This is a genomic window from Streptomyces sp. BL1 (assembly GCF_057628045.1).
Map to the genome: position 1 here is coordinate 6,246,338 of NZ_JBXYWZ010000002.1, position 19,971 is coordinate 6,266,308.

At 71.6% G+C, this 19,971-nt stretch carries 19 protein-coding genes; 12 read left to right on the forward strand and 7 right to left on the reverse strand.

The window, feature by feature from the left end:
* Window positions 1-428: 428 nt before the first annotated feature.
* From AC3AGO_RS27435 to AC3AGO_RS27450, 4 genes are all read left to right on the forward strand, one after another.
* Window positions 429-1,235 (forward strand): SDR family oxidoreductase, encoded by an 807-nt coding sequence (locus AC3AGO_RS27435; RefSeq protein ID WP_487822908.1) that lies wholly within the window; start codon window positions 429-431, stop codon window positions 1,233-1,235.
* Window positions 1,232-2,893 carry an AMP-binding protein gene (locus AC3AGO_RS27440; protein WP_487822909.1) on the forward strand — a complete coding sequence of 554 codons (1,662 nt, stop codon included), beginning with the start codon at window positions 1,232-1,234 and terminating at the stop codon, window positions 2,891-2,893. Before AC3AGO_RS27435 ends, AC3AGO_RS27440 begins: the two co-directional genes overlap by 4 nt.
* A 123-nt stretch (window positions 2,894-3,016) precedes the next feature.
* Window positions 3,017-3,562: a TetR/AcrR family transcriptional regulator gene (locus AC3AGO_RS27445; protein ID WP_487824846.1), complete on the forward strand. Its 546-nt coding sequence runs from the start codon at window positions 3,017-3,019 to the stop codon at window positions 3,560-3,562.
* Between the two features lie 43 nt (window positions 3,563-3,605).
* Window positions 3,606-4,595, forward strand: a complete 990-nt coding sequence (locus AC3AGO_RS27450) for an NADPH:quinone oxidoreductase family protein (RefSeq protein WP_487822910.1) — start codon at window positions 3,606-3,608, stop codon at window positions 4,593-4,595.
* A 75-nt stretch (window positions 4,596-4,670) separates the two neighbouring features.
* On the opposite strand, the gene AC3AGO_RS27455 is transcribed toward AC3AGO_RS27450, so the two are convergent.
* The 6 genes from AC3AGO_RS27455 to AC3AGO_RS27480 form a co-directional block, all read right to left on the reverse strand.
* Window positions 4,671-5,885: an acyl-CoA dehydrogenase family protein gene (locus AC3AGO_RS27455; RefSeq protein ID WP_487822911.1), complete on the reverse strand. Its 1,215-nt coding sequence runs from the start codon at window positions 5,883-5,885 to the stop codon at window positions 4,671-4,673.
* A 7-nt stretch (window positions 5,886-5,892) separates the two neighbouring features.
* Window positions 5,893-6,915, reverse strand: a complete 1,023-nt coding sequence (locus tag AC3AGO_RS27460; RefSeq protein WP_487822912.1) for a phosphotransferase family protein — start codon at window positions 6,913-6,915, stop codon at window positions 5,893-5,895.
* 182 nt (window positions 6,916-7,097) lie between these two features.
* Window positions 7,098-7,574 carry a gluconokinase gene (locus AC3AGO_RS27465; protein ID WP_487824847.1) on the reverse strand — a complete coding sequence of 159 codons (477 nt, stop codon included), beginning with the start codon at window positions 7,572-7,574 and terminating at the stop codon, window positions 7,098-7,100.
* Between the two features lie 29 nt (window positions 7,575-7,603).
* Window positions 7,604-7,933: a DUF202 domain-containing protein gene (locus AC3AGO_RS27470; RefSeq protein ID WP_487822913.1), complete on the reverse strand. Its 330-nt coding sequence runs from the start codon at window positions 7,931-7,933 to the stop codon at window positions 7,604-7,606.
* The gene (locus AC3AGO_RS27475; RefSeq protein WP_487822914.1) at window positions 7,930-8,328 is read right to left on the reverse strand and encodes a YidH family protein; all 399 of its coding nucleotides are present in this window, start codon (window positions 8,326-8,328) and stop codon (window positions 7,930-7,932) included. Before AC3AGO_RS27475 ends, AC3AGO_RS27470 begins: the two co-directional genes overlap by 4 nt.
* Window positions 8,329-8,756: 428 nt before the next feature.
* Window positions 8,757-9,284: an NUDIX domain-containing protein gene (locus tag AC3AGO_RS27480; protein ID WP_487822915.1), complete on the reverse strand. Its 528-nt coding sequence runs from the start codon at window positions 9,282-9,284 to the stop codon at window positions 8,757-8,759.
* A gap of 121 nt (window positions 9,285-9,405) precedes the next feature.
* Between AC3AGO_RS27480 and AC3AGO_RS27485 the strand changes: the two genes are divergently transcribed.
* From AC3AGO_RS27485 to AC3AGO_RS27515, 7 genes are all read left to right on the forward strand, one after another.
* Window positions 9,406-11,094 (forward strand): FAD-binding dehydrogenase, encoded by a 1,689-nt coding sequence (locus tag AC3AGO_RS27485; protein WP_487822916.1) that lies wholly within the window; start codon window positions 9,406-9,408, stop codon window positions 11,092-11,094.
* A gap of 197 nt (window positions 11,095-11,291) precedes the next feature.
* On the forward strand, window positions 11,292-12,617 hold the full coding sequence (urtA, locus tag AC3AGO_RS27490) for an urea ABC transporter substrate-binding protein (protein WP_487822917.1): 1,326 nt from the start codon (window positions 11,292-11,294) through the stop codon (window positions 12,615-12,617).
* 91 nt (window positions 12,618-12,708) lie between these two features.
* A complete protein-coding gene (gene urtB / locus AC3AGO_RS27495) occupies window positions 12,709-13,596 on the forward strand; it encodes an urea ABC transporter permease subunit UrtB (protein ID WP_487822918.1) in 888 nt (295 codons plus the stop codon).
* Complete coding sequence (gene urtC / locus AC3AGO_RS27500; RefSeq protein WP_487822919.1) at window positions 13,593-14,726, forward strand: urea ABC transporter permease subunit UrtC; 1,134 nt, start codon at window positions 13,593-13,595, stop codon at window positions 14,724-14,726. The genes urtB and urtC overlap by 4 nt, the downstream gene beginning before the upstream one ends.
* Window positions 14,723-15,586: an urea ABC transporter ATP-binding protein UrtD gene (gene urtD / locus AC3AGO_RS27505; protein WP_487822920.1), complete on the forward strand. Its 864-nt coding sequence runs from the start codon at window positions 14,723-14,725 to the stop codon at window positions 15,584-15,586. Before urtC ends, urtD begins: the two co-directional genes overlap by 4 nt.
* A gap of 4 nt (window positions 15,587-15,590) precedes the next feature.
* Window positions 15,591-16,319, forward strand: coding sequence for an urea ABC transporter ATP-binding subunit UrtE (urtE, locus tag AC3AGO_RS27510; RefSeq protein WP_487822921.1), 729 nt, complete (start codon window positions 15,591-15,593; stop codon window positions 16,317-16,319).
* Window positions 16,320-16,356: 37 nt separating this feature from the next.
* Window positions 16,357-17,604 carry a M24 family metallopeptidase gene (locus AC3AGO_RS27515; protein ID WP_487822922.1) on the forward strand — a complete coding sequence of 416 codons (1,248 nt, stop codon included), beginning with the start codon at window positions 16,357-16,359 and terminating at the stop codon, window positions 17,602-17,604.
* 45 nt (window positions 17,605-17,649) lie between these two features.
* Here the strand turns inward: AC3AGO_RS27515 and AC3AGO_RS27520 are convergent, their stop codons facing one another.
* Window positions 17,650-18,273, reverse strand: coding sequence for a TetR/AcrR family transcriptional regulator (locus AC3AGO_RS27520; protein ID WP_487822923.1), 624 nt, complete (start codon window positions 18,271-18,273; stop codon window positions 17,650-17,652).
* A gap of 167 nt (window positions 18,274-18,440) precedes the next feature.
* Here AC3AGO_RS27520 and AC3AGO_RS27525 point away from each other — a divergent pair, with 167 nt between their 5' ends.
* Window positions 18,441-19,871, forward strand: coding sequence for a carboxypeptidase regulatory-like domain-containing protein (locus tag AC3AGO_RS27525; protein ID WP_487822924.1), 1,431 nt, complete (start codon window positions 18,441-18,443; stop codon window positions 19,869-19,871).
* The last annotated feature ends 100 nt before the right edge of the window (window positions 19,872-19,971 follow it).

Here is a 19,971-nt window from a genome sequence, read left to right on the forward strand (position 1 = left end):
TTAGATCTTGGTTCCCGGTGACACCAACTCGGCATGGCAGGGCCGGTGATGAGCGGAAAGCCCGTCATGCGGGGGCTGCGGGGTCGTCGCTGCCGCGAGGTTTGCCGAGCGGGTGCGCGCTCTTTGCCGGACCCTTGCCGAGTGTTTGCCGCGTATGGCGTGACACCGCCGGGCGGTGGCCGGATCCGTACGGGGAGGAGGCCCGCAAGGAGGGGAGAGCCCTGGGGCGGGGGAGCGGCCGAGTTGGGTTCCGGCTCTTCCCCCGTGACATACCGACTGGTTAGTCTGCCGCTCGCGGGGGCCGCACATGCGAAGGCGCACGTGCTGCGTTTCCCCGGGGGCGACCCCGGACCCCGGCCGGAGATGCGGGCCGGCCGGGCGGCAGGAAACGGCAACACCAGGACAACCTGCGTGAAAGAGGAGCCGGTATGGAGTCGTTGCGCGACAGCGGAGTGGTCGTCACCGGGGGCGGAGGCGGCATCGGCGCCGCGCTGGCCCGGCGGTTCGCCGCGGCGGGGGCCAGAGTCGTCGTCAACGACCTGGACGCGGACAAGGCGAAGGCCGTCGCCGGCGAGATCGGCGGGATCGCCGTACCGGGCGACGCCTCCACCGTCGTACCGGCCGCCCGCGAGGCGCTCGGCGGCACGCCCATCGACACGTTCTGTGCCAACGCCGGACTGTCCGTGGGCGGCGGCCCCGAGGCCCCGGACGAGGTGTGGGAGACGGCGTGGGACGTGCACGTCATGGCCCATGTCCGCGCGGCGCGCGAGCTGTTGCCCGAGTGGCTGGAGCGCGGGCACGGCCGGTTCGTCGGCACCGCCTCGGCCGCCGGACTGCTGACGATGGTCGGCGCCGCGCCGTACAGCGTGACCAAGCACGCCGCCGTGTCCTTCGCCGAATGGCTGTCGGTGACCTACCGGCACCGCGGCATCGACGTACACGCCATCTGCCCGCAGGGCGTCCGTACGGACATCCTCGACGGGTCGGGCGCGGCCGGTGAACTGGTGCTCCTCCCGGGCGCCATCGAGGCCTCCGACGTCGCCGACGCACTGTTCGACGCCATGGACGAGGGCCGCTTCATGGTCCTCCCGAGCGAGGGCACCGACAGCATGTACGCGGGCCGCGCCGCCGACACGGACAAATGGCTGGGCGGCATGAACCGGCTGCAGCAGAAGCTGGAGGCACGGCTCGGGGAGAGCGCCCCGCAGACCGCGGGCGAGGAGGGGGCCAGGTGACCACGTACGAGGACAAGCCCTGGCTCGCTCAGCTCAGCGAGGCCCAACGGGCCCCCGTGCAGCCGCCCGAGACGCTGCTGCACGCGTTCCGCACCGCCGTCGAGAGGACGCCCGACCGCACCTTCCTCGCGTACTTCGACGGGCGGCTCAGCTACACGGAGACCGACAGTCTGACCGACGGCATCGCCGCCCATCTGGCCGCCAACGGGCTGGAGCACGGCGGCAGATGTGCGCTCATCCTGCAGAACAGTCCGCACTTCGTCCTCGCACTGCTGGGCATCTACAAGGCGGGCGGCATCGCCGTCCCCGTCAACCCGATGTACAAGCAGCGGGAGGTCGCGCACGTCCTGCACGACGCCGAGGTGTCCGCGCTGGTGTGCTCGGACCGCGCGTGGGAGGCGTACCTGCGCGCGACCGCGGCGGACTCGCCCGTCCGTACGGTGCTCACCGCATGCGAACTCGACCTGCAGACCCGCGACGACACTCGTGTGCTCGACTTCGAACGGGCCGCGCCCGCCGACGACGCGCACGACCTGCTCGCCGTCGCCCGCAGCGGCAGTCCGGCACCCGGGGGCCGCCCGCTCACCAGCGGCGACACGGCGCTGGTCAGCTACACCTCCGGCACCAGCGGCGCCCCCAAGGGCGCGATGAACACGCACGCCAACCTGATGTACAACGCGGAACGGCAGCGCACCGGCGGACGGCTGCACGAGGGCTCGTGCGTGTTCGCGCTCGCGCCGCTGTTCCACATCACCGGCATGGTCGCCCAGTTGGCCGGAACGGTGGCCAACAGGGGCACCCTGGCCCTCGCGTACCGCTTCGAGGCGGGCGTCGTCCTGGACGCCTTCCTGGAGCACAAGCCGGCGTTCACCGTCGGCCCGTCGACCGCGTACATGGCGCTCGCCGCCCATCCGGCCGTCACCCGCGAGCACTTCGCGTCCTTCGAGTTCGTGTCCTCGGGCGGGGCGCCGCTGCCGCCCGCGCTGGTCGAGAAGTTCCGGGCGGCGTACGGCCTCTATCTGCGCAACGGGTATGGGCTCACCGAGTGCACCGCGCCCTGCGCCTCCGTACCCCCGGAGAAGGAGGCACCCGTCGACCCCGCCTCGGGCACCCTCGCCGTCGGCGTGCCGGGACCCGACACCGTCGTGCGCATCCTCGACGACGAGGGGCAGCCGGTGCCGTTCGGCGAGCTCGGCGAGATCGCCGTACGCGGCCCGCAGGTAGTGCCCGGCTACTGGCGGCGCCCCGAGGAGTCGGCCGCGGCCCTGCCGGACGGTGAACTGCGCACCGGCGACATCGGGTTCATGGACCTGGACGGCTGGCTGTACGTCGTGGACCGCAAGAAGGACATGATCAACGCGTCCGGGTTCAAGGTGTGGCCGCGCGAGGTGGAGGACGTCCTCTATCTGCACCCGGCGGTCCACGAGGCGGCCGTCGTCGGCGAGATGGACAGCTACCGGGGCGAGACGGTCAAGGCGTACGTCAGCCTGCGGCCCGGCGAGGAGACCGGGGAGCAGGAGCTGATCGCGCACTGCAAGGAGCAGCTCGCCGCGTACAAGTACCCGCGGTCGGTGGAGATCCTGCCGGAGCTGCCCAAGACGACCAGTGGGAAGATCCTGCGGCGGGAACTGCGTTCACAGCCCCGCCACCCCGCATAGGACGAACGCCGCAGGAGCGGACGAGAGAGGCAGGTGACGGCCATGGCCACGGCCAGGGCAGCGGACAAGGGCAGCGGTGCCGGCCCGTCCGGCAAGGGAGCTGCGCCTGTTCCGCAGCGGCTGATGGAGGCCGCCACCCGCCTCTTCGCCGAGCGCGGCTACGACCGCACCTCCGTACAGGAGATCGTCGAGGCGGCGGGCGTCACCAAGGGCGCCCTCTACCACTACTTCGGCTCGAAGGACGATCTGCTGCACGAGATCTACGGCCGGCTGCTGCGGCTCCAGCAGCAGCGCCTCGACTCGATCGCGGCGTCGCAGAAGCCGGTGCAGGAGCGGCTGCGGGACGCCGCGGCCGACGTCGTCGTCACCACCATCGAGAACCTCGACGACGCCTCGATCTTCTTCCGGTCCATGCACCAGCTCAGCCCCGAGAAGCAGAAGCAGGTGCGCGCCGAGCGGCGCCGCTACCACGAGGGCTTCCGGGCACTCATCGAAGAGGGCCAGAAGGACGGGGTGTTCACCACGGACACCCCCGCCGACCTGGTGGTGGACTACCACTTCGGCTCCGTCCACCACCTCAGCAGCTGGTACCGCCCGGACGGCCGGCTCGCGCCTGACGAGGTCGCCGGCCACCTCGCGGACCTGCTGCTGCGGGCGCTGCGCCCGTAGCGCCCGCTCGCACACGTACGGACGAGACTCAAGGGAGCCCCCAGTGAAGGCATGGCGCGTCCATTCGAACGGTGAGCCGCGTGACGTGATGCGGCTCGAGGAGACGCCGGAGCCGCCGTCCCCCGGGGAGGGCGAACTGCTCGTGCGGGTGCGGGCGGCGAACGTGAACTTCCCCGACGCGCTGATGTGCCGGGGCGAGTACCAGGTGCGCCCCGACTTCCCGTTCACGCCGGGTGTCGAACTGTGCGGCGACATCCTGGCGGCCGGCCCCGGTACGGACGGGGCGCCCGCCGTGGGGGAGCGGGTCATCGCCCAGCCGGTGCTGCCGTCCGGCGGGTTCGCCGAACAGGCCGTCGTGAGCGCCGCCAGTGTGCGCCCCGCGCCCGCGGCGCTGGACGACGCGCAGGCCGCGGCGCTGCACATCGGCTATCAGACCGGCTGGTTCGGCCTGCACCGCAGGGCCGCGCTGCAGCCCGGCGAGACGCTGCTCGTGCACGCGGCGGCCGGCGGAGTGGGCAGCGCCGCCGTGCAGTTGGGCAAGGCGGCCGGCGCACGTGTCATCGGTGTCGTCGGCGGCGCGGCGAAGGCGGAGACCGCGCGGGAACTCGGCTGCGACCTCGTGGTCGACCGCCGCGAACAGGACGTCATCGCCACGGTCAAGGAGGCCACGGGCAAGGCCGGCGTGGACGTCGTCTACGACCCGGTCGGCGGCGAGGCGTTCAAGCAGTCCACGAAGGTCATCGCCTTCGAGGGCCGCATCGTGGTCGTCGGCTTCGCCAGCGGCGTCATCCCGGCGGCAGCCCTCAACCACGCGCTGGTGAAGAACTATTCGGTCCTCGGCCTGCACTGGGGCCTCTACAACGCGAAGGACCCGGCCGCCATCACCGCCTGCCACGAGGAGCTGACCAAGCTGGCCTCGGACGGCGCCGTACGGCCGCTGGTGAGCGAGCGCGTACCCATGACGGACGCGGCGGACGCCGTGCAGCGCGTCTTCGACGGCGTCACCACGGGACGCGTGGTCGTCACCCCCTGATCCCGCTGCTCGTACTGCCGCACCCCGCGCCCGGATCCGGGCGCGGGGTGCGGCAGTTCAGGAGCCTTCAGCGCGTCACGCGTACTGCTTCAGCTCGCGGCGGGCCAGGGAGCGCTGGTGCACCTCGTCCGGACCGTCGGCCAGCTGCAGCGTACGGGCCGCCGCCCACAGGTGGGCCAGCGGGAAGTCCTGGCTTACGCCGCCGGCGCCGTGCAGCTGCACGGCCTTGTCGAGAATGCCGACCACCGCGCGCGGAGTCGCGATCTTGATGGACTGGATCTCGGTGTGCGCACCGCGGTTGCCGACCGTGTCCATCAGCCAGGCGGTCTTCAGGACCAGCAGCCGCAGCTGCTCGACCTCCACCCGCGCGTCCGCGATCCACTCCTGCACCACGCCCTGCGCGGCCAGCGGCTTGCCGAAGGCCGTACGGCCCTGCGCGCGGCGGCACATGAGCTCGATGGCGCGCTCCGCCATGCCGATCAGCCGCATGCAGTGGTGGATACGGCCCGGGCCGAGCCGCGCCTGCGCGATGGCGAAGCCGCCGCCCTCCTCGCCGACGAGGTTCGCCGCGGGCACCCGCACGTTGTCGAACAGCACCTCGGCGTGACCGCCGTGGTAGTGGTCCTCGTAGCCGTACACCTGCATGGCGCGCCGCACTTCGAGGCCCGGGGTGTCGCGCGGGACGAGCACCATCGACTGCTGGCGGCGCTGGTCCTCGCCGTCCGGGTCGGTCTTGCCCATCACGATGAAGATCTTGCAGTCGGGGTGCATGGCCCCGGAGATGAACCACTTGCGGCCGTTGATGACATAGTCATCGCCCTCGCGCCGGATGCGGGTCTCGATGTTCGTCGCGTCCGAGGAGGCGACCTCCGGCTCCGTCATCGCGAACGCCGAACGGATCTCCCCCGCGAGCAGCGGGTCCAGCCACTTCCGCCGCTGCTCCGCGTTGGCGAACTGCGTGAGGAGCTCCATGTTGCCGGTGTCCGGGGCCGCGCAGTTCAGCGCCGTGGGCGCCAACTGGGGGCTGCGGCCGAGGATTTCGCACAGCGGCGCGTACTGCAGATTGGTCAGCCCCGCGCCGTACGTGTTGTCCGGCAGGAAGAGGTTCCACAGGCCCTGCCGGCGCGCCGTCTCCTTGAGCTCCTCCTGGACGGGCACGGTCTCCCAGGGGTTCGTCAGCGCCGCACGCTGCTCCTCGGCCACCGCCTCCGCCGGGTAGACGTGCTTGTCCATGAAGGCCAGCAGCTGCTCGCGGAGCTCTTCCGTGCGGGCGTCGAATGCGAAGTCCATGTGGCCGTCAGCCCTTCCGCAGAGTGGTGAGTCCGTTGTCGATGAAGACCGGAACGAGATCGCCGATCCGGTCGAAGCCCGGTCCGACCGTTTGGCCGAGCGTGTAGCGGTAGTGGATGCCCTCCAGGATCACGGCGAGCTTGAAGTAGGCGAACGCCGTGTACCAGTTGATGCGGGACACGTCGCGGCCCGACAGCTCGGCGTACCGCGCGACCAGTTCGGCGGCGTCCGGATGGCCGGGCGCGCCGGAGGTGGTGCTGACAGGCGAGTCGGGTACGTGCTGCCGCTCGCTGTACATCACCAGCAGACCCAGGTCGGTCAGCGGGTCGCCCAGGGTGGACATCTCCCAGTCGAGCACCGCGGCGATCCGGTCGTCGGAGTCGGCGAGCACGTTGTCCAGGCGGAAGTCGCCGTGCACGATGGCCGGTTCGGGCGACTCGGGCAGCTCGCGCCCCAGAGCCTCGTGCAGTTCGTCCACGCGCGGCAGATCCCTGTTGCGCGACGCGTCCAACTGCTTGCCCCAGCGCCGCAGCTGACGCTCCAGGAAGCCCTCCGGACGGCCGAAGTCGGACAGTCCGACCTTCGCCGGGTCGACGGCGTGCAGCGCGACCAGCGTGTCGGGCAGCGCGAGGACGAGCTGCCGGGTGCGCTCGGGGCCGAGCGGCTCCAGCTCGTCGGCGGTGCGGTACGGAGTGCCGTCCACGTGCTCCATGACGTAGAACGGTGCCCCGATGACGTCCGTGTCCTCGCACAGCAGCAGCGTCTCCGGCACCGGTACGTCGGTGCCGTGCAGGGCGCTGATCACCCGGAACTCGCGCGTCATGTCGTGCGCCGTGGCGAGCACATGGCCGAGCGGGGGCCTGCGCAGCACCCAGCGGGACGTGCCGTCGGTGACCCGGTACGTCAGATTGGACCGTCCGCCCTGCACCACCTCGGCGCGCAGCGGTCCCTGGGCGAGGCCGGGCCGCTCGCGCTCCAGAAACTCGCCGAACCGGGCCAGGTCGAGACCCGGCGGATTCTCCTCACTCATCGTGCGCGCTCCTCAGGTGGGGGAGGTGGACGTGGCAACCGGTTCGATCATGCCGACTAGTCGGTATGGAGTCCAGAGGTTGTGCACGAGTCACGACGAGACAGAGCCCACAACGGTCGCGGCGCCCCGTTCGTACGGGGCTCCGTGAGTCTCGTACCGGAGAACGCGCGGACCGGTGCGGATCAGCCGGGCAGGACCTCCACGGCGCGTTCCGTGACCTCGTCCGGAGTGCCGTCGACGGACACCGCGCGGCCCGGCTCGTCGCTCTCCAGCGGTTCGAGCGTGTCCAGTTGGGAACGCAGCAGCGCACTCGGCATGAAGTGCCCCTTGCGCCCCGCCATGCGCTCCGCCAGCAGGGACTCCGGGCCGTCGAGATGGACGAAGAACACACCGTCGGACGCCTCGCGCAGCCGGTCACGGTAACGGCGCCGGAGCGCCGAGCAGCTGACCACTCCGCCGCCCGAACCGGCGCGCCCGGCAAGCCAGTCGGCGATCGCGTCCAGCCAGGGCCTGCGGTCCTCGTCGGTCAGCGGCGTACCGGCGGACATCTTCCGCACGTTGGCCGCCGGATGGAAGTCGTCGGCGTCCGCGTACGGTACGCCGAGCCGCTCCGCGAGCGCGGTCCCGACGGTGGACTTGCCCGAGCCGGACACGCCCATCACCACGACCAGCGGCTCCCGTTGTCCGTCTACCACAGCATCACCGCTCCCACGATCGTCATCGCCAGCGTACAGAGCACCGCCCCCTGTACCAGCCTGCCCGGCATCTCATGCGGGCGGGCCGCGGCCATGTTCGCGATGCGGCGGTGCGCCACGGCGAGGAAACCCAGCCACGCGACCAGACCCAGTACGGCCGCGACGCCCCCGGCCGTACTGCCGTCGGTCAGCGCCTTGCGCACGGTCAGACCGACGCACACGGCGAACGACAGTGTGGTGCGCCGCCACGCGAGACGGGTGCGCTCGGGCTGCGCGCCGGGGTCGCGCGGGGACCGTTCGGTGTCCGCCCCGGCCGTGCTCACGCGCCGGCCCAGCCCAGCACCACGGCGACGGCGACGATCACGGAGGCGAGGGCCGTGGCGAGCGCCAGCCACACGGGGAAGCGCGAGACGGGCAGATCCTCCTTGCGGCGCATCGCACGCTCGCAGCGCGCCCAGTGGTTGATCGCGCGCACCGCGCACGCGACGGCACCGGCCAGCAGCAGGACGGCGACGGTCGTCCGGAAGCCCCAGCGCAGGTGCGTGAGGAACTGGTCCACCGCGATACCGCCCGCCACCAGGGCCAGAGCGGTGCGCACCCACGCGAGGAAGGTGCGCTCGTTGGCGAGGGAGAACCGGTAGTCGGGGGTGCTTCCCTCGTCCCGGATACGCTCCGGACGGAACCACAGCCGCAGCGTCGCGACCACTCTTTCGAACATGCCCCGACCCTATGCGGGGTCGCTGCGCGCTGTGCGGAGGGCCACGGTCCGGTGGGGGCCACCGGATCCGGGGCGGCGCCCCTACGGGACGCCTCCTGCGCGGCGCGCCTCGCGGGACGCGCCTCTGCCGCGCGAAAACCCGTCCCATTCGCCCCAGCGGGAAGGGGGTTCGGCGCGACCGGCCGGAGGTGTGGCCGCGTCCCGCCGATTCCGCCGGAGCGTACTGCCGCGGGGGAGTCCCGCTGCGGCGGAGTGGGGTGCGACCCCTTTTCCCGTCGCGGCGGGAGGAGACCGCACCTTCTTTCCGCCGCAGCGGGAAGGGTGTTCGGCGGGGCCGGTCGGCGGTGGGTGGGCGCGGGTCGCGTTCAGACCGCCGGAGCGTGCCGCTGTGGGCGCGTTCCGCTGCGGCGGGACAGGGGGTCGGGGCGTCACCGGCCGGAGGGCGGGCACGCGTTGAGGCGGTGGTGGCATTCCAGGCCGTCGGGGACGACGTTCCACTCCGGGAGCCGGCGCTCCAGTTCGGACTCCTCCAGGAAGTCCCACCACGCGACCTCCTCCGGCTGCGGCCGCACCGGAAGCGCGCACTCCACCTCGTACACGCGGATGAACCAGCTGTGTTCCGGAGTGTCGAAGAGGAACGTGAACCGCGCCTGCGGCATCGGCAGCCCGCTGACACCCAGCTCCTCCTCCGCCTCGCGCAACGCCGCCTCGTCGTAGCTCTCGCCCGCGCCGACGACGCCGCCCACGACCACGTCGTACATCGACGGGAAAACGATCTTGTTGGGGGTGCGCCGGTGCACGAAGATGCGGCCCTGCGGATCGCGCACCCGCACGGACGCGCAGCGGTGCCGCAGCCGGCGTTCCATCACCTCCCCGCGCCGGGCCACTCCCGTCACCCGGTCGTCCCGGTCCACGATGTCCAACAGCTCGTCAGCCGAACGCGCCTGCTCCGTCATGCGCCCATCCCACCATCCGCGCCCCGTCGCACGATCCGCGCCGGGGGTGCCGCGGCCGCGGGGCCAACGGTTACTCTCCCGTAAACCAGGTGCTGCCGTACGGACGGGTCAGGTGGAGGACATGGCGTACGACGCCGATGTGATCGTGATCGGGGCGGGGCTCGCGGGACTGGCCGCCACCGCCGAACTCGCCGAGGCCGGACGGAAGGTGATCCTGCTCGACCAGGAGCCCGGGCAGTCGCTGGGCGGCCAGGCGCACTGGTCCTTCGGCGGTCTGTTCCTCGTCGACTCGCCCGAGCAGCGCCGCCTGCGCGTCCGCGACAGCCGCGAACTGGCCTGGCAGGACTGGCTGGGCACCGCCGCGTTCGACCGCCAGGAGGACTACTGGCCGCGCCGCTGGGCGGAGGCGTACGTGGACTTCGCGGCGGGGGAGAAGCGGTCGTGGCTGCGGCAGCAGGGACTGCAGCTGTTCCCCGTCGTCGGCTGGGCCGAGCGCGGCGGCTACGACGCGACGGGGCACGGCAATTCGGTGCCCCGCTTCCACATCACCTGGGGTACGGGCCCCGGCGTCGTCGCCCCCTTCGAGCGCCGGGTACGGGCCGGCGTCGCACGCGGACGTGTCGAACTGCGCTTCCGGCACCGGGTCACCGGCCTCTCGCGGAGCGCGGGCAGCGTCGACACGGTGACCGGTGAGGTGCTGGAGCCGAGCAGCGCCGCGCGCGGTACGGCCAGCGGGCGCGAAGTCGCGGGCGCCTTCGAACTGCGCGCACAGGCCGTCATCGTGACGTCCGGCGGGATCGGCGGCAACCACGACCTGGTACGCGCCAACTGGCCCGAACGGCTGGGCACTCCGCCCCGGCGGATGCTGTCCGGCGTACCGGAACACGTGGACGGACTGATGCTCGGCATCACCGAACGGGCCGGCGGGAGCATCGTCAACCGCGACCGCATGTGGCACTACACCGAGGGCATCGAGAACTGGAACCCGATCTGGGCGCGGCACGGCATCCGCATCCTGCCCGGACCGTCCTCCCTGTGGCTGGACGCCACGGGGCGGCGGCTTCCCGTGCCGCTGTTCCCCGGCTTCGACACGCTCGGGACGCTGGACCACATCATGAAGTCCGGCCACGACCACACGTGGTTCGTGCTCAGCCAGAAGATCATCGAGAAGGAGTTCACCCTCTCCGGGTCCGAACAGAACCCGGACCTCACGGGCAAGGACATCCGTCAGGTGCTGGGCCGGGCGCGGGGCGGCGCACCGGGGCCCGTGCAGGCGTTCATGGACCACGGCGCGGACTTCGTCATCGAGCGCGACCTGTCCGCGCTCGTGCGCCGCATGAACGAGCTGACCGGCGACAAGCTCCTCGACGAGGACCAGGTGCGCCGCGAAATCACCGCCAGGGACCGGGAGATGACGAACAAGTTCACCAAGGACTCCCAGGTGACGGCGATCCACGGGGCACGCAAGTACCTCGGTGACAAGCTCATCCGCGTCGCCGCTCCGCACCGGCTGCTGGACCCGAAGGCGGGCCCGCTCATCGCCGTACGGCTGAACATCCTCACCCGCAAGTCCCTCGGCGGGCTGGAGACCGACCTGTCGTCGCGCGTGCTGGAACAGGGCGACGAGGCGTCCGCGGACTCCGGTACGGGCCGGGGCAGCCCCGTGCCCGGCCTGTACGCGGCGGGCGAGGCGGCCGGGTTCGGCGGCGGCGGCGTGCACGGCTACCGCTCGCTGGAGGGCACCTTCCTGGGCGGCTGCATCTTCTCCGGCCGCGCGGCGGGCCGCGCCGCGGCCCAGGCGGTCTCCTGACCCGCGCCCCGCAGGAGCCTGTCCCGTACGGGAAGCGGTCGCACGGGCCCGTTCCCGCACGCCCGCGCGCTGATCGTAGACAGCCCCGCGGCCTCCGGCAGGGCCGCGCGGGAGGTGTGCGCGGACCGTAAAGGGTCCGAAACGCCGGGGAAACAGGGCGACTTGAAGCTGTGTCGAGTCCACGCCAAGGAGACTCCATGCACAGAGCCGCCCACGGGGATCCCCCGCACGACGCCCTCCCCGGCGCACCCGCGCGCGGGTGCCCCGGTACCGTGCGGACCGCGGTCTGCGCGGCCCTCGCCGCCGCGCTGGCCGTCACGCTCGGCGGCTGCGGCGCCCGTACCGGGGAGGGCGGAGGCGGCGAGCCGCAGCGCACCGCCGCGCGCCCTGCGCAACTCGCCGTCTCGGACGACGAGGTGAAGGTCGGCATGCTCAACTCGCTGTCCGGCACGATGGCGATCAGCGAGGTGACCGTACGGGACGCCCTGCGGCTCGCCGTCGACGAGATCAACGCGGACGGCGGGGTGCTGGGGCGCAAGGTCGTGCCGGTGAGCGAGGACGGGGCCTCCGACTGGCCGACGTTCGCGGAGAAGGCGCAGAAGCTGACCAGCCGGGACCGGGTCGCGGCGACGTTCGGCTGCTGGACGTCCGCCAGTCGCAAGGCCGTCAAACCGGTCTTCGAACGCAACAAGTCGCTGCTGTTCTACCCGGTGCAGTACGAGGGGATGGAGCAGTCCCCGTACATCTTCTACTCCGGCGCCACGACCAACCAGCAGATCGTCCCGGCGCTGGACTACTTGCGGCAGCAGGGCAAGAAGACGCTCTATCTGGTCGGCAGCGACTACGTCTTCCCGCGCACCGCAAACAAGATCATCCGTGCGTACGCGGCGAGCCACGGCATGAAGGTCGTCGGTGAGGACTACGCGCCGCTGGGCTCCACGGAGTTCAGCACGATCGCCAACAAGGTGAAGGCCGCCAAGGCCGACGCGGTCTTCAACACCCTGAACGGCGACAGCAATGTGGCCTTCTTCAAAGAGTACAAATCGGCGCAGCTGACGCCGCGGAAGATGCCCGTTGTCTCCGTCTCGCTCGCCGAGGAGGAGGTCAAGGGCATCGGACCGCAGTACCTGAAGGACCAGTTGACCTCCTGGAACTACTACCAGACGACACCCGGCCACAAGAACGCCCGCTTCGTGCAGGCGTACAAGAAGCGCTACGGCAGCGGCAAGCCCACCTCCGACCCCATGGAGGCCGCCTACACCTCCGTGCACCTGTGGAAGGCCATGGTCGAGAAGGCCGGCAGCTTCGACCCGGAGAAGGTGCGCCGCGCCGCGGACGGAGTGGAGTACGACGCGCCGGAGGGGCGCGTACGGGTCGACGGGCGGACCCAGCACCTCCACAAGACGGCGCGCATCGGCCGGATCGGCGGCGACGGACTCATCCGCGAGGTGTGGCGCTCGGAGAAGGCCATCCGCCCCGATCCCTTCCTCAAGCGCGACGCCTGGGCCGCCGGCCTCTCCTGAGCCGCGGACCGTCCCGTCGTACCCGGTCCTCGAACTGCCCCGCACCGCCGCGCTGTTCGGGCCTCCCCACCCCCGACTCCGGAGCCGCTCCGTGACCCTGTTGCTCACCCAGTCCTTCACCGGCATCAGCATCGGCGCCGTCCTGCTGCTGATCGCCCTCGGCCTCAGCCTGACCTTCGGTCAGATGGGCGTCATCAACATGGCGCACGGCGAGTTCATCATGGCGGGCGCCTACACGGCGTACGTCCTCCAGCAGGCCATGGGCGGTGCAGGACTGCCGCTGCTGCTCGCCCTGCCCGTCGCCTTCGTGGTGGCCGGGTCGATGGGCGCGCTGCTCGAACTGCTGCTGATCCGCCGGCTGTACGCACGCCCCCTCGACACGCTGCTCGTCACCTGGGGCGTGTCCCTCCTGCTGCAACAGCTCGCACGGGACGTCTTCGGCGCCCCCAACGTGCAGACCACGGCGCCCGAATGGTTCACGGGAGCCACCACCGTCAGCGGCGATCTGACGCTGCCCAACAGCAGGCTGTTCATCCTCGGCCTCGCGCTCGCCGCCCTCGCGGCCCTCACGCTGACACTGCGCCACACGTCGCTGGGACGCCGGATCCGCGCCGTCGTACAGCACCGCGATCTGGCCGAGGCGTCCGGCATTCCGACCGCCCGCGTGGACCGTACGACCTTCTTCATCGGGTCGGGACTGGCCGGTGTGGCCGGTGTCGCGCTGACGCTGGTCGGCCCCATCGGACCCGCCATGGGCACCAACATCATCATCGACGCCTTCCTCGTCGTGGTCGTCGGCGGGCTGGGACAGCTCAAGGGCAGCGTGATCACGGCCTTCGTCCTCGGCCTCCTCCAGGCGGTGTTCGAGTACACGACCACGGTCAGCATCGCCAAGGTGTGCGTGCTCGTGGCCGTCGTCGCCTTCCTCCAGTGGCGGCCCCAGGGGCTGACCACCCTGCGCACCCGGAGCCTCGCATGACCTCTGACCTGTTGCACCGACTGCGGCGCCACCGTGCACTGTTGGGATTCGCCCTGGGCGCCGTCGTGCTGTTCGTCCTCGCGCCCCTCGTACTGTCCGGCTTCCGCCTCGGACTGCTCGCCAAGTACCTCTGCGTCGCCATGGTCGCGCTCGGCATCAGCCTCGCCTGGGGCCGCGGCGGGATGCTCACCCTCGGCCAGGGCCTCTTCTTCGGCCTCGGCGGCTACGCCATGGCCATGCATCTGAAGCTCGCCGACGCGGGCCCCGGCAATCTGCCGGACTTCATGCGGCTGTACGGCAGCGGCACCGAACTCCCGTGGTGGTGGGAGCCGTTCCGCAGTCCCGTCTTCGCCGTCGCCGCCGTACTGGTGCTGCCGATGGCCGTCGCCGCGGCCGTCGGGGCGCTCGTCTTCCGGCGCCGGGTGCGCGGCGCGTACTTCGCCATCCTCAGTCAGGCGCTCACCGCCGCGTTCGCCCTGTGGCTGGTCGGCCAGCAGCTGTCCACCGGCGGCACCAACGGGCTCACCGACATCCGGGGCTTCTTCGGCTACGACCTGAACGACCCCGCCAACCAGCGCGCCGTGTACCTCCTCACCGCCGGGGTGCTGCTGGCCCTGATGGTGCTCGTACGGCAGCTGTTCCGCTCCCGCTACGGCGAACTGCTCGTCGCCGTCCGGGACTCCGAGGAGCGGGTCCGCTTCCTCGGCTACGACCCGGCGAACGTGAAGCTCGCCGCGTACGTCGCGGCCGCCGGGACGGCCGGCCTGGCGGGAGCGCTGTTCGTGCCCGCCGTCGGCATCATCTCGCCCGCGCTGATCGGCATCGTGCCGTCCATCGAGTTCGTCATCGGGGCGGCGATCGGCGGCCGGGCCAGCATGCTCGGCGCGGTCCTCGGCGCGGTCGCGGTGGCGTGGGCGAAGAGCGCGCTGTCGGAGGAGTTCCCGGCCGCCTGGACGTACGTGCAGGGGCTGCTGTTCATCGTCGTCGTGGCCTTCCTGCCCGGCGGCCTCGCCTCGCTCGTGCGGACTGTGCGCGGCCGTACGCGACGCACCTCCGGCACCCCGGACGCCGGCGCACCGGCGGCGCGGGACACGGCGGCACCTCAGGAGAAGGAGGTACAGACGGCATGACGGAACACCACACGACAGCACGTACGGCGGACCGGGACGCGGCAGGCCGGGAAGCGGCAGGACAGCCGGACGGACGGGCCGCGACGGACCGGCGCGGCGGCCTCAATGTCCGCGAACTGCGCGTCACCTTCGACGGGTTCACCGCTGTCGACGGCGTCAGCCTGGACGTGCGGCCCGGGGATCTGCGCTTCCTCATCGGCCCCAACGGCGCGGGCAAGACCACCCTCGTCGACGCCGTCACCGGGCTGGCCCGGGCCACCGGCTCGGTCCGCTTCGACGGGCGCGAACTGCTCGGCCGCAGCGTGCAGAAGATCGCCCGTACGGGCATCGGCCGCACCTTCCAGACCGCCACCGTCTTCGAGGAACTGTCCGTCCTGCAGAACCTCGACATCGCCGCAGGCGCGGGCCGCGGCATCGGCACCCTGCTGCGGCAGCGCACCTCCGTGCCCGAGAGCGTCGAACGCGCCCTGGAGACCATCGGTCTCACCGACCGCCGGGACGCACTCGCCGGCACCCTCGCACACGGCCAGAAGCAGTGGCTGGAGATCGGCATGCTCCTCGTCCAGGACGTACGGCTGCTGCTGCTCGACGAGCCCGTCGCCGGCATGAGCGCCGCCGAACGGGACGCCACAGGGCGGCTGCTGGAGGAGATCGCCGAGGAGCGCACCGTCGTCGTCATCGAGCACGACATGGACTTCCTGCGCGCCTTCGCGCAGAGCGTCACCGTGCTGCACGCCGGCGCCGTACTGAGCGAGGGCACCGTGTCCGAGGTGCAGGCCGACCCGAAGGTGCAGGAGGTCTACCTCGGTACGGCCGCGGCCCCCGAACTGCCCGCTCCCGCCGTGCCCCAGGAGGCCTGACCCGATGACCGAACCACAGTCCGGCCGGCCCGCCGAACCGCTGCTGGAGATCGAGAACCTGACGGCCGGTTACGACCGCACCGCAGTGCTGCACGGCGTCTCCCTCACCGCCCCCGCCGACGGCGTCGCCACCGTCCTCGGACACAACGGCGCGGGCAAGTCCACCCTGCTGCGCGTCGCCGCAGGACTGCTGAAGGCCAGAACGGGCACAGTCTGGCTCGACGGCGAGGACATCACACGGCTGCCCGCGCACCGCAGGGTACGGCGCGGCATGGCGTACGTACCGCAGGGACAGCAGAGCTTCCCGCAGCTCACCGTCCGGGAGAACCTGCGGCTGGTCGCCGACGGACAGCCGCGCGCCCGTGAGGCGATGTCCGAGGCGCTCGACAGTTTTCCCGCGCTGCGCGAGTTCACAGGACGGCGTGCCGGACTGCTGTCCGGCGGGCAGCGGCAGCAACTCGCCCTGGCCCGCGCTCTGATCACCCGGCCGCGGCTGCTTCTGCTGGACGAGCCGACCGAGGGCATCCAGCCGTCCGTCGTCGCCGAGATCGAGGAGACGGTGCTCTCCCTGGCCGCCCGCGGGGGACTGTCCGTCCTGCTCGTCGAACAGCACATCGGCTTCGCGCTGCGCGCGGCCGCCCGGTACTCGGTGCTGGAGGCGGGGCGCATCACGTCGTCCGGCGCGGGCGACGCGCACGCGGAGAGCGCGGTCCGCGAAGCCCTCAGCGTGTGACCTCGTGTGCGCCGCTCCGGCGGCGCACACTGGGCGCATGCCGTCACCCCAGCCCCACGCGGACCGGCGCAGCGCCGAACAGTCCGGCGCCGAACAGCCCGGCCCCGAAGCCCCCGGTCCCGAATCCTCCGGCCCAGGGGGCCCGCTGCCCGAACCGGCCTTCCCCGCCGAGGAGTACGAGGAGCGCAGGGCCGGGACCCGTGCCGCGATGGAGCGGGACGGACTGGACACCCTGCTCGTCACGGCGCCCGAGGACATCCACTATCTGTCCGGCCTCGACCACCAGGGACACTTCGCGCTCACCGCCCTGCTGCTGCCGCTGCACGGCACGCCCGTTCTCGTCGAACGCGCCATGGAGGCCCCCACGGCGGCAGCCCAGACGCACGGCTGCGAGCACTACGGCTACGCGGACACGGTCACCCCGGACGCGGCACTGTTCGACGCGTTCACTCAACTCGCCCCGCCGGTACGGAGAGCCGGTTACCAGGCCGGTTCGCTCAGTCTGCCGCCCGCCGCATGGGACAGGCTGCGTACGGGTGCGCCGCACGTCGACTGGTCGGACTGCGGCGAGCTGCTCACCCTGCAGCGCGCCGTGCACACCGCGCGCGAAGTCGCGCACATCCGTACGGCGGCCCGCCTGTCGGACACCGCCATGAGCGCGGGTCTCGCGGCCGCGACCGCCGGGGCGTACGAGCACGAGGTGGCCGCCGCCGTGCACGACGCCATGTACCGCGCCGGCGGCGACGTGCCGGGCTTCGCCCCGCTCGTCCGCAGCACCGACCGGCTCGACCAGGAGCATCTCACCTGGTCACGACGGCAGTTCGGGCCGCAGGACGGAGTGTTCCTCGAACTGTCCGCCGCGTACGGGCGCTACCACGCGCCGCTCGCCCGGCTCCGGTATCCCGGCCCGCGCGAGGCCGCGCGGAACGCCCGCGCGGCCGACGCCTCGCACGCCGCGATGCGCACTCTGTGCGCCGCCCTGCGGCCGGGCGCCACCGCCGAACAGGTCTTCCACACCTGGCGGTCCGTCCTCGACGAGGCCATCGGCGGCACGTACGAACGGCACCACTGCGGCTACCTCATCGGGATCGGCTTCCCGCCCGGCTGGATGGGCGGCAGCCGTACGCTCCGGCCCGGCAACCACATGGAGCTGCGCGCCGGGATGACGTTCCACATCCAGTCCTGGCTGCTCGACGGCCAGTTGGGCCGGTACGCCTTCTCCGACACGGCGCTCGTCACTCCCGACGGCTGCGAAGTGCTGACCCGCACCCCGCATCCCGGCTGACACGCGCGCGGGTCCGCGGGAATGTGAAAGCCGGATGACAGACGGTCAGCCGTCGTCCGTGCCGGGCGGCCGCAGTCCGCCGGCGAGCATGCCGTACATCTCGTCGGTCAGCGCGAGGAGCCCTTCGGCGCCGCTGTCCGGGTCCCAGTCGCGCATGGCCGTGCGGAGCGCGGCGAGCCCGGCGGCGGCCAGCAGCCGCGGGTAGCGGGCGTCCGCGGGGGCGCCGGTCCGTGCGGCGACCTCGCAGGCGATGGCCTCTTCCATGCGGCGGTTGCTGTGCAGCAGCTTCGGCACCAGCTCGGGGTGTTCGCGCAGCAGTTTGCCGCGGTCGCGCCAGCCGGGGTCGGCGACGAGAGCGGGGATGGCCTCGTGGACGGTGCGGTGCAGCGCGTCCAACGGGCTCTCGTCGGCGGGGCGTTCGCGTACGCCGGTCGCCAGTTGGTGAGTCAGCCGGTGGTCCCAGTCGAAGACCGCGTCGTCCTTGGTCTCGAAGTAGTTGAAGAAGGTGCGCGGGGAGACGCCCGCCGCCTCGCAGATGCCGTGCACCGTCACGGCGTCGGGACCGTGTTCCAGATACAGCCGTACGGCGGCGCTGCGCAGCGCGTTCCGCGTCTCCAGCTTCTTGCGCTCGCGCAGGCTCGCGGGGGCCTCCGGATCCATGGTGCTCATGGTGCGCGCTCTCACCCGTCCCTTGCCGCCTGGGCCGTCTTCCTCGACGTCTCTACAGTAGTGCATTTTTGCACGGCTGCATGTTTCTGTTAGCGTTACTAATTATTGGCTGTGCCATGTAACCGAGGCACAGCTCACACACGCACCCAGGGAGGCGGACCACGTCCATGGCGGAGGACCAGACGCAGACGGGCACCGAGAAGGGTGCCGCCGAGGACGCGGAGGCCGGCGCGGCGGCCGAGGAGAAGCGCTCGTCCATCGGCGAGACGGCGCGCACGCTGGTACAGACGCTCTGGTTCCCCGCGTTCTTCTTCGTGGGCTTCCTCGTCTGCTACCTGCTGCCGTTCCACAACCCGGTCCCGCACCACGTCGAGGTGGCGGTTCCCGGGCAGTCCGCCGTGCAGCTCCAGCACGCGCTGGACCAGAAGAGCCCGGGCGCCTTCGACATCAAGCAGGTCGCCGACCCGGCCGCCGCGAAGTCAGCCGTCACCGACCGTGACGCCGTCGCCGGCTTCGTGCCCGGCACCGACGGTTCGCACCTCTTCACCGCGAAGGCCGACGGGTACTCCCTGGAGTCGGTGCTGCAGAAGACCTTCACCTCGGTCAGCCAGCAGTCGGGCAGCCCGCTCCACATGCACGAGGTCGCACCGACGGCCCCGGGCGACGGCATGGGCACCGGACTGTTCTACCTGGTGCTGGCGTGCACCATCCCGTCGTACGTCATGGTGATGATGCTGCTGAGGGCGACGAACTTCAGCCGGCGCAAGAAGATCGTCACGTTGATGGCCGCCAGTGCCGTCATGAGCGTCGTCGCGTACTTCGTGGCGCTCGGCATGGACGTGATCCCGGCCAAGCCGCTGGCGATCCTCTTCCTCTTCCTGATGTCCCAGGCGGTCGCGCAGACATCACTCGCGCTGGTGCCGTTCACGAAGCAGTTCTTCCCCGGTGTGGCGATGGGCATCTTCGTGCTGCTCAGCATGCCGTCGAGCGGTGGCGCGATTCCCGTCCAGATGGTGCCCGGTTTCTTCAGGGCGCTGCATCCGATCATGCCGATGGGCAATCTGATCGAGGCCCTGCGCGGTCACTTCTACTTCCACAACCTCGAGGTCTGGCGGCACATCTGGGTGATCGTCGGCTGGCTCGTGCTCGCCGCCGTGCTGCACGGCCTCGGCATCTGGAAGGAGCGCCGCGCGCTCGCCAAGCAGGGTGCGGACGAGGAGGCGGTGGCCGAACCGCCCGTCGAGGACCCCTCGATCGAGATGCCCGGGCCGAGTGCCATCGCCCCGCACACGCACAAGTTCGGCCAGAGCGAGCCCATGCTGACCGGCCGCGTCACCGACCAGCACGGCAGTGCGCTGAGCGGCGTCGCCATCACGGTCACCGGTACGCACGGCCGCGAGCTCGTACGGGCCATGAGCGACCAGAACGGCGAGTACGCCGCGACCGGCCTGCCCGACAGCAGCGTCGTCAACGTCATCGCCAGCTCGCCCGACCGGCTCGCCTCGGTCGCCCGCGTGGTGGTGCGTGAGGGGCACCCCGTACGCCAGGACTTCCGCCTCCAGTCGCGGAACAGCCAGATGGCGGGCGCCGGCAGGTAGGCCGGGAGTCGGCGTCCGCGCCGGCAGTCCCCGCGTTCTCGCGCCGGGGGTGGGACGGGTCCACGGAACCCGTTCTGCCCCCGGCGCGCCGCTGTGTGCT

Bases quoted from the DNA above. Each gene is read 5' to 3' on its own strand.
- AC3AGO_RS27435 (WP_487822908.1), top strand. From the start codon at position 429: ATGGAGTCGTTGCGCGACAGCGGAGTGGTCGTCACCGGGGGCGGAGGC.
- AC3AGO_RS27445 (WP_487824846.1), top strand. From the start codon at position 3,017: ATGGAGGCCGCCACCCGCCTCTTCGCCGAGCGCGGCTACGACCGCACC.
- AC3AGO_RS27455 (WP_487822911.1), bottom strand. From the start codon at position 5,885: ATGGACTTCGCATTCGACGCCCGCACGGAAGAGCTCCGCGAGCAGCTG.
- AC3AGO_RS27460 (WP_487822912.1), bottom strand. From the start codon at position 6,915: ATGAGTGAGGAGAATCCGCCGGGTCTCGACCTGGCCCGGTTCGGCGAG.
- AC3AGO_RS27465 (WP_487824847.1), bottom strand. From the start codon at position 7,574: ATGGGCGTGTCCGGCTCGGGCAAGTCCACCGTCGGGACCGCGCTCGCG.
- AC3AGO_RS27475 (WP_487822914.1), bottom strand. From the start codon at position 8,328: ATGTTCGAAAGAGTGGTCGCGACGCTGCGGCTGTGGTTCCGTCCGGAG.
- AC3AGO_RS27480 (WP_487822915.1), bottom strand. From the start codon at position 9,284: ATGACGGAGCAGGCGCGTTCGGCTGACGAGCTGTTGGACATCGTGGAC.
- AC3AGO_RS27485 (WP_487822916.1), top strand. From the start codon at position 9,406: ATGGCGTACGACGCCGATGTGATCGTGATCGGGGCGGGGCTCGCGGGA.
- urtA (WP_487822917.1), top strand. From the start codon at position 11,292: ATGCACAGAGCCGCCCACGGGGATCCCCCGCACGACGCCCTCCCCGGC.
- urtC (WP_487822919.1), top strand. From the start codon at position 13,593: ATGACCTCTGACCTGTTGCACCGACTGCGGCGCCACCGTGCACTGTTG.
- urtD (WP_487822920.1), top strand. From the start codon at position 14,723: ATGACGGAACACCACACGACAGCACGTACGGCGGACCGGGACGCGGCA.
- urtE (WP_487822921.1), top strand. From the start codon at position 15,591: ATGACCGAACCACAGTCCGGCCGGCCCGCCGAACCGCTGCTGGAGATC.
- AC3AGO_RS27515 (WP_487822922.1), top strand. From the start codon at position 16,357: ATGCCGTCACCCCAGCCCCACGCGGACCGGCGCAGCGCCGAACAGTCC.
- AC3AGO_RS27520 (WP_487822923.1), bottom strand. From the start codon at position 18,273: ATGAGCACCATGGATCCGGAGGCCCCCGCGAGCCTGCGCGAGCGCAAG.
- AC3AGO_RS27525 (WP_487822924.1), top strand. From the start codon at position 18,441: ATGGCGGAGGACCAGACGCAGACGGGCACCGAGAAGGGTGCCGCCGAG.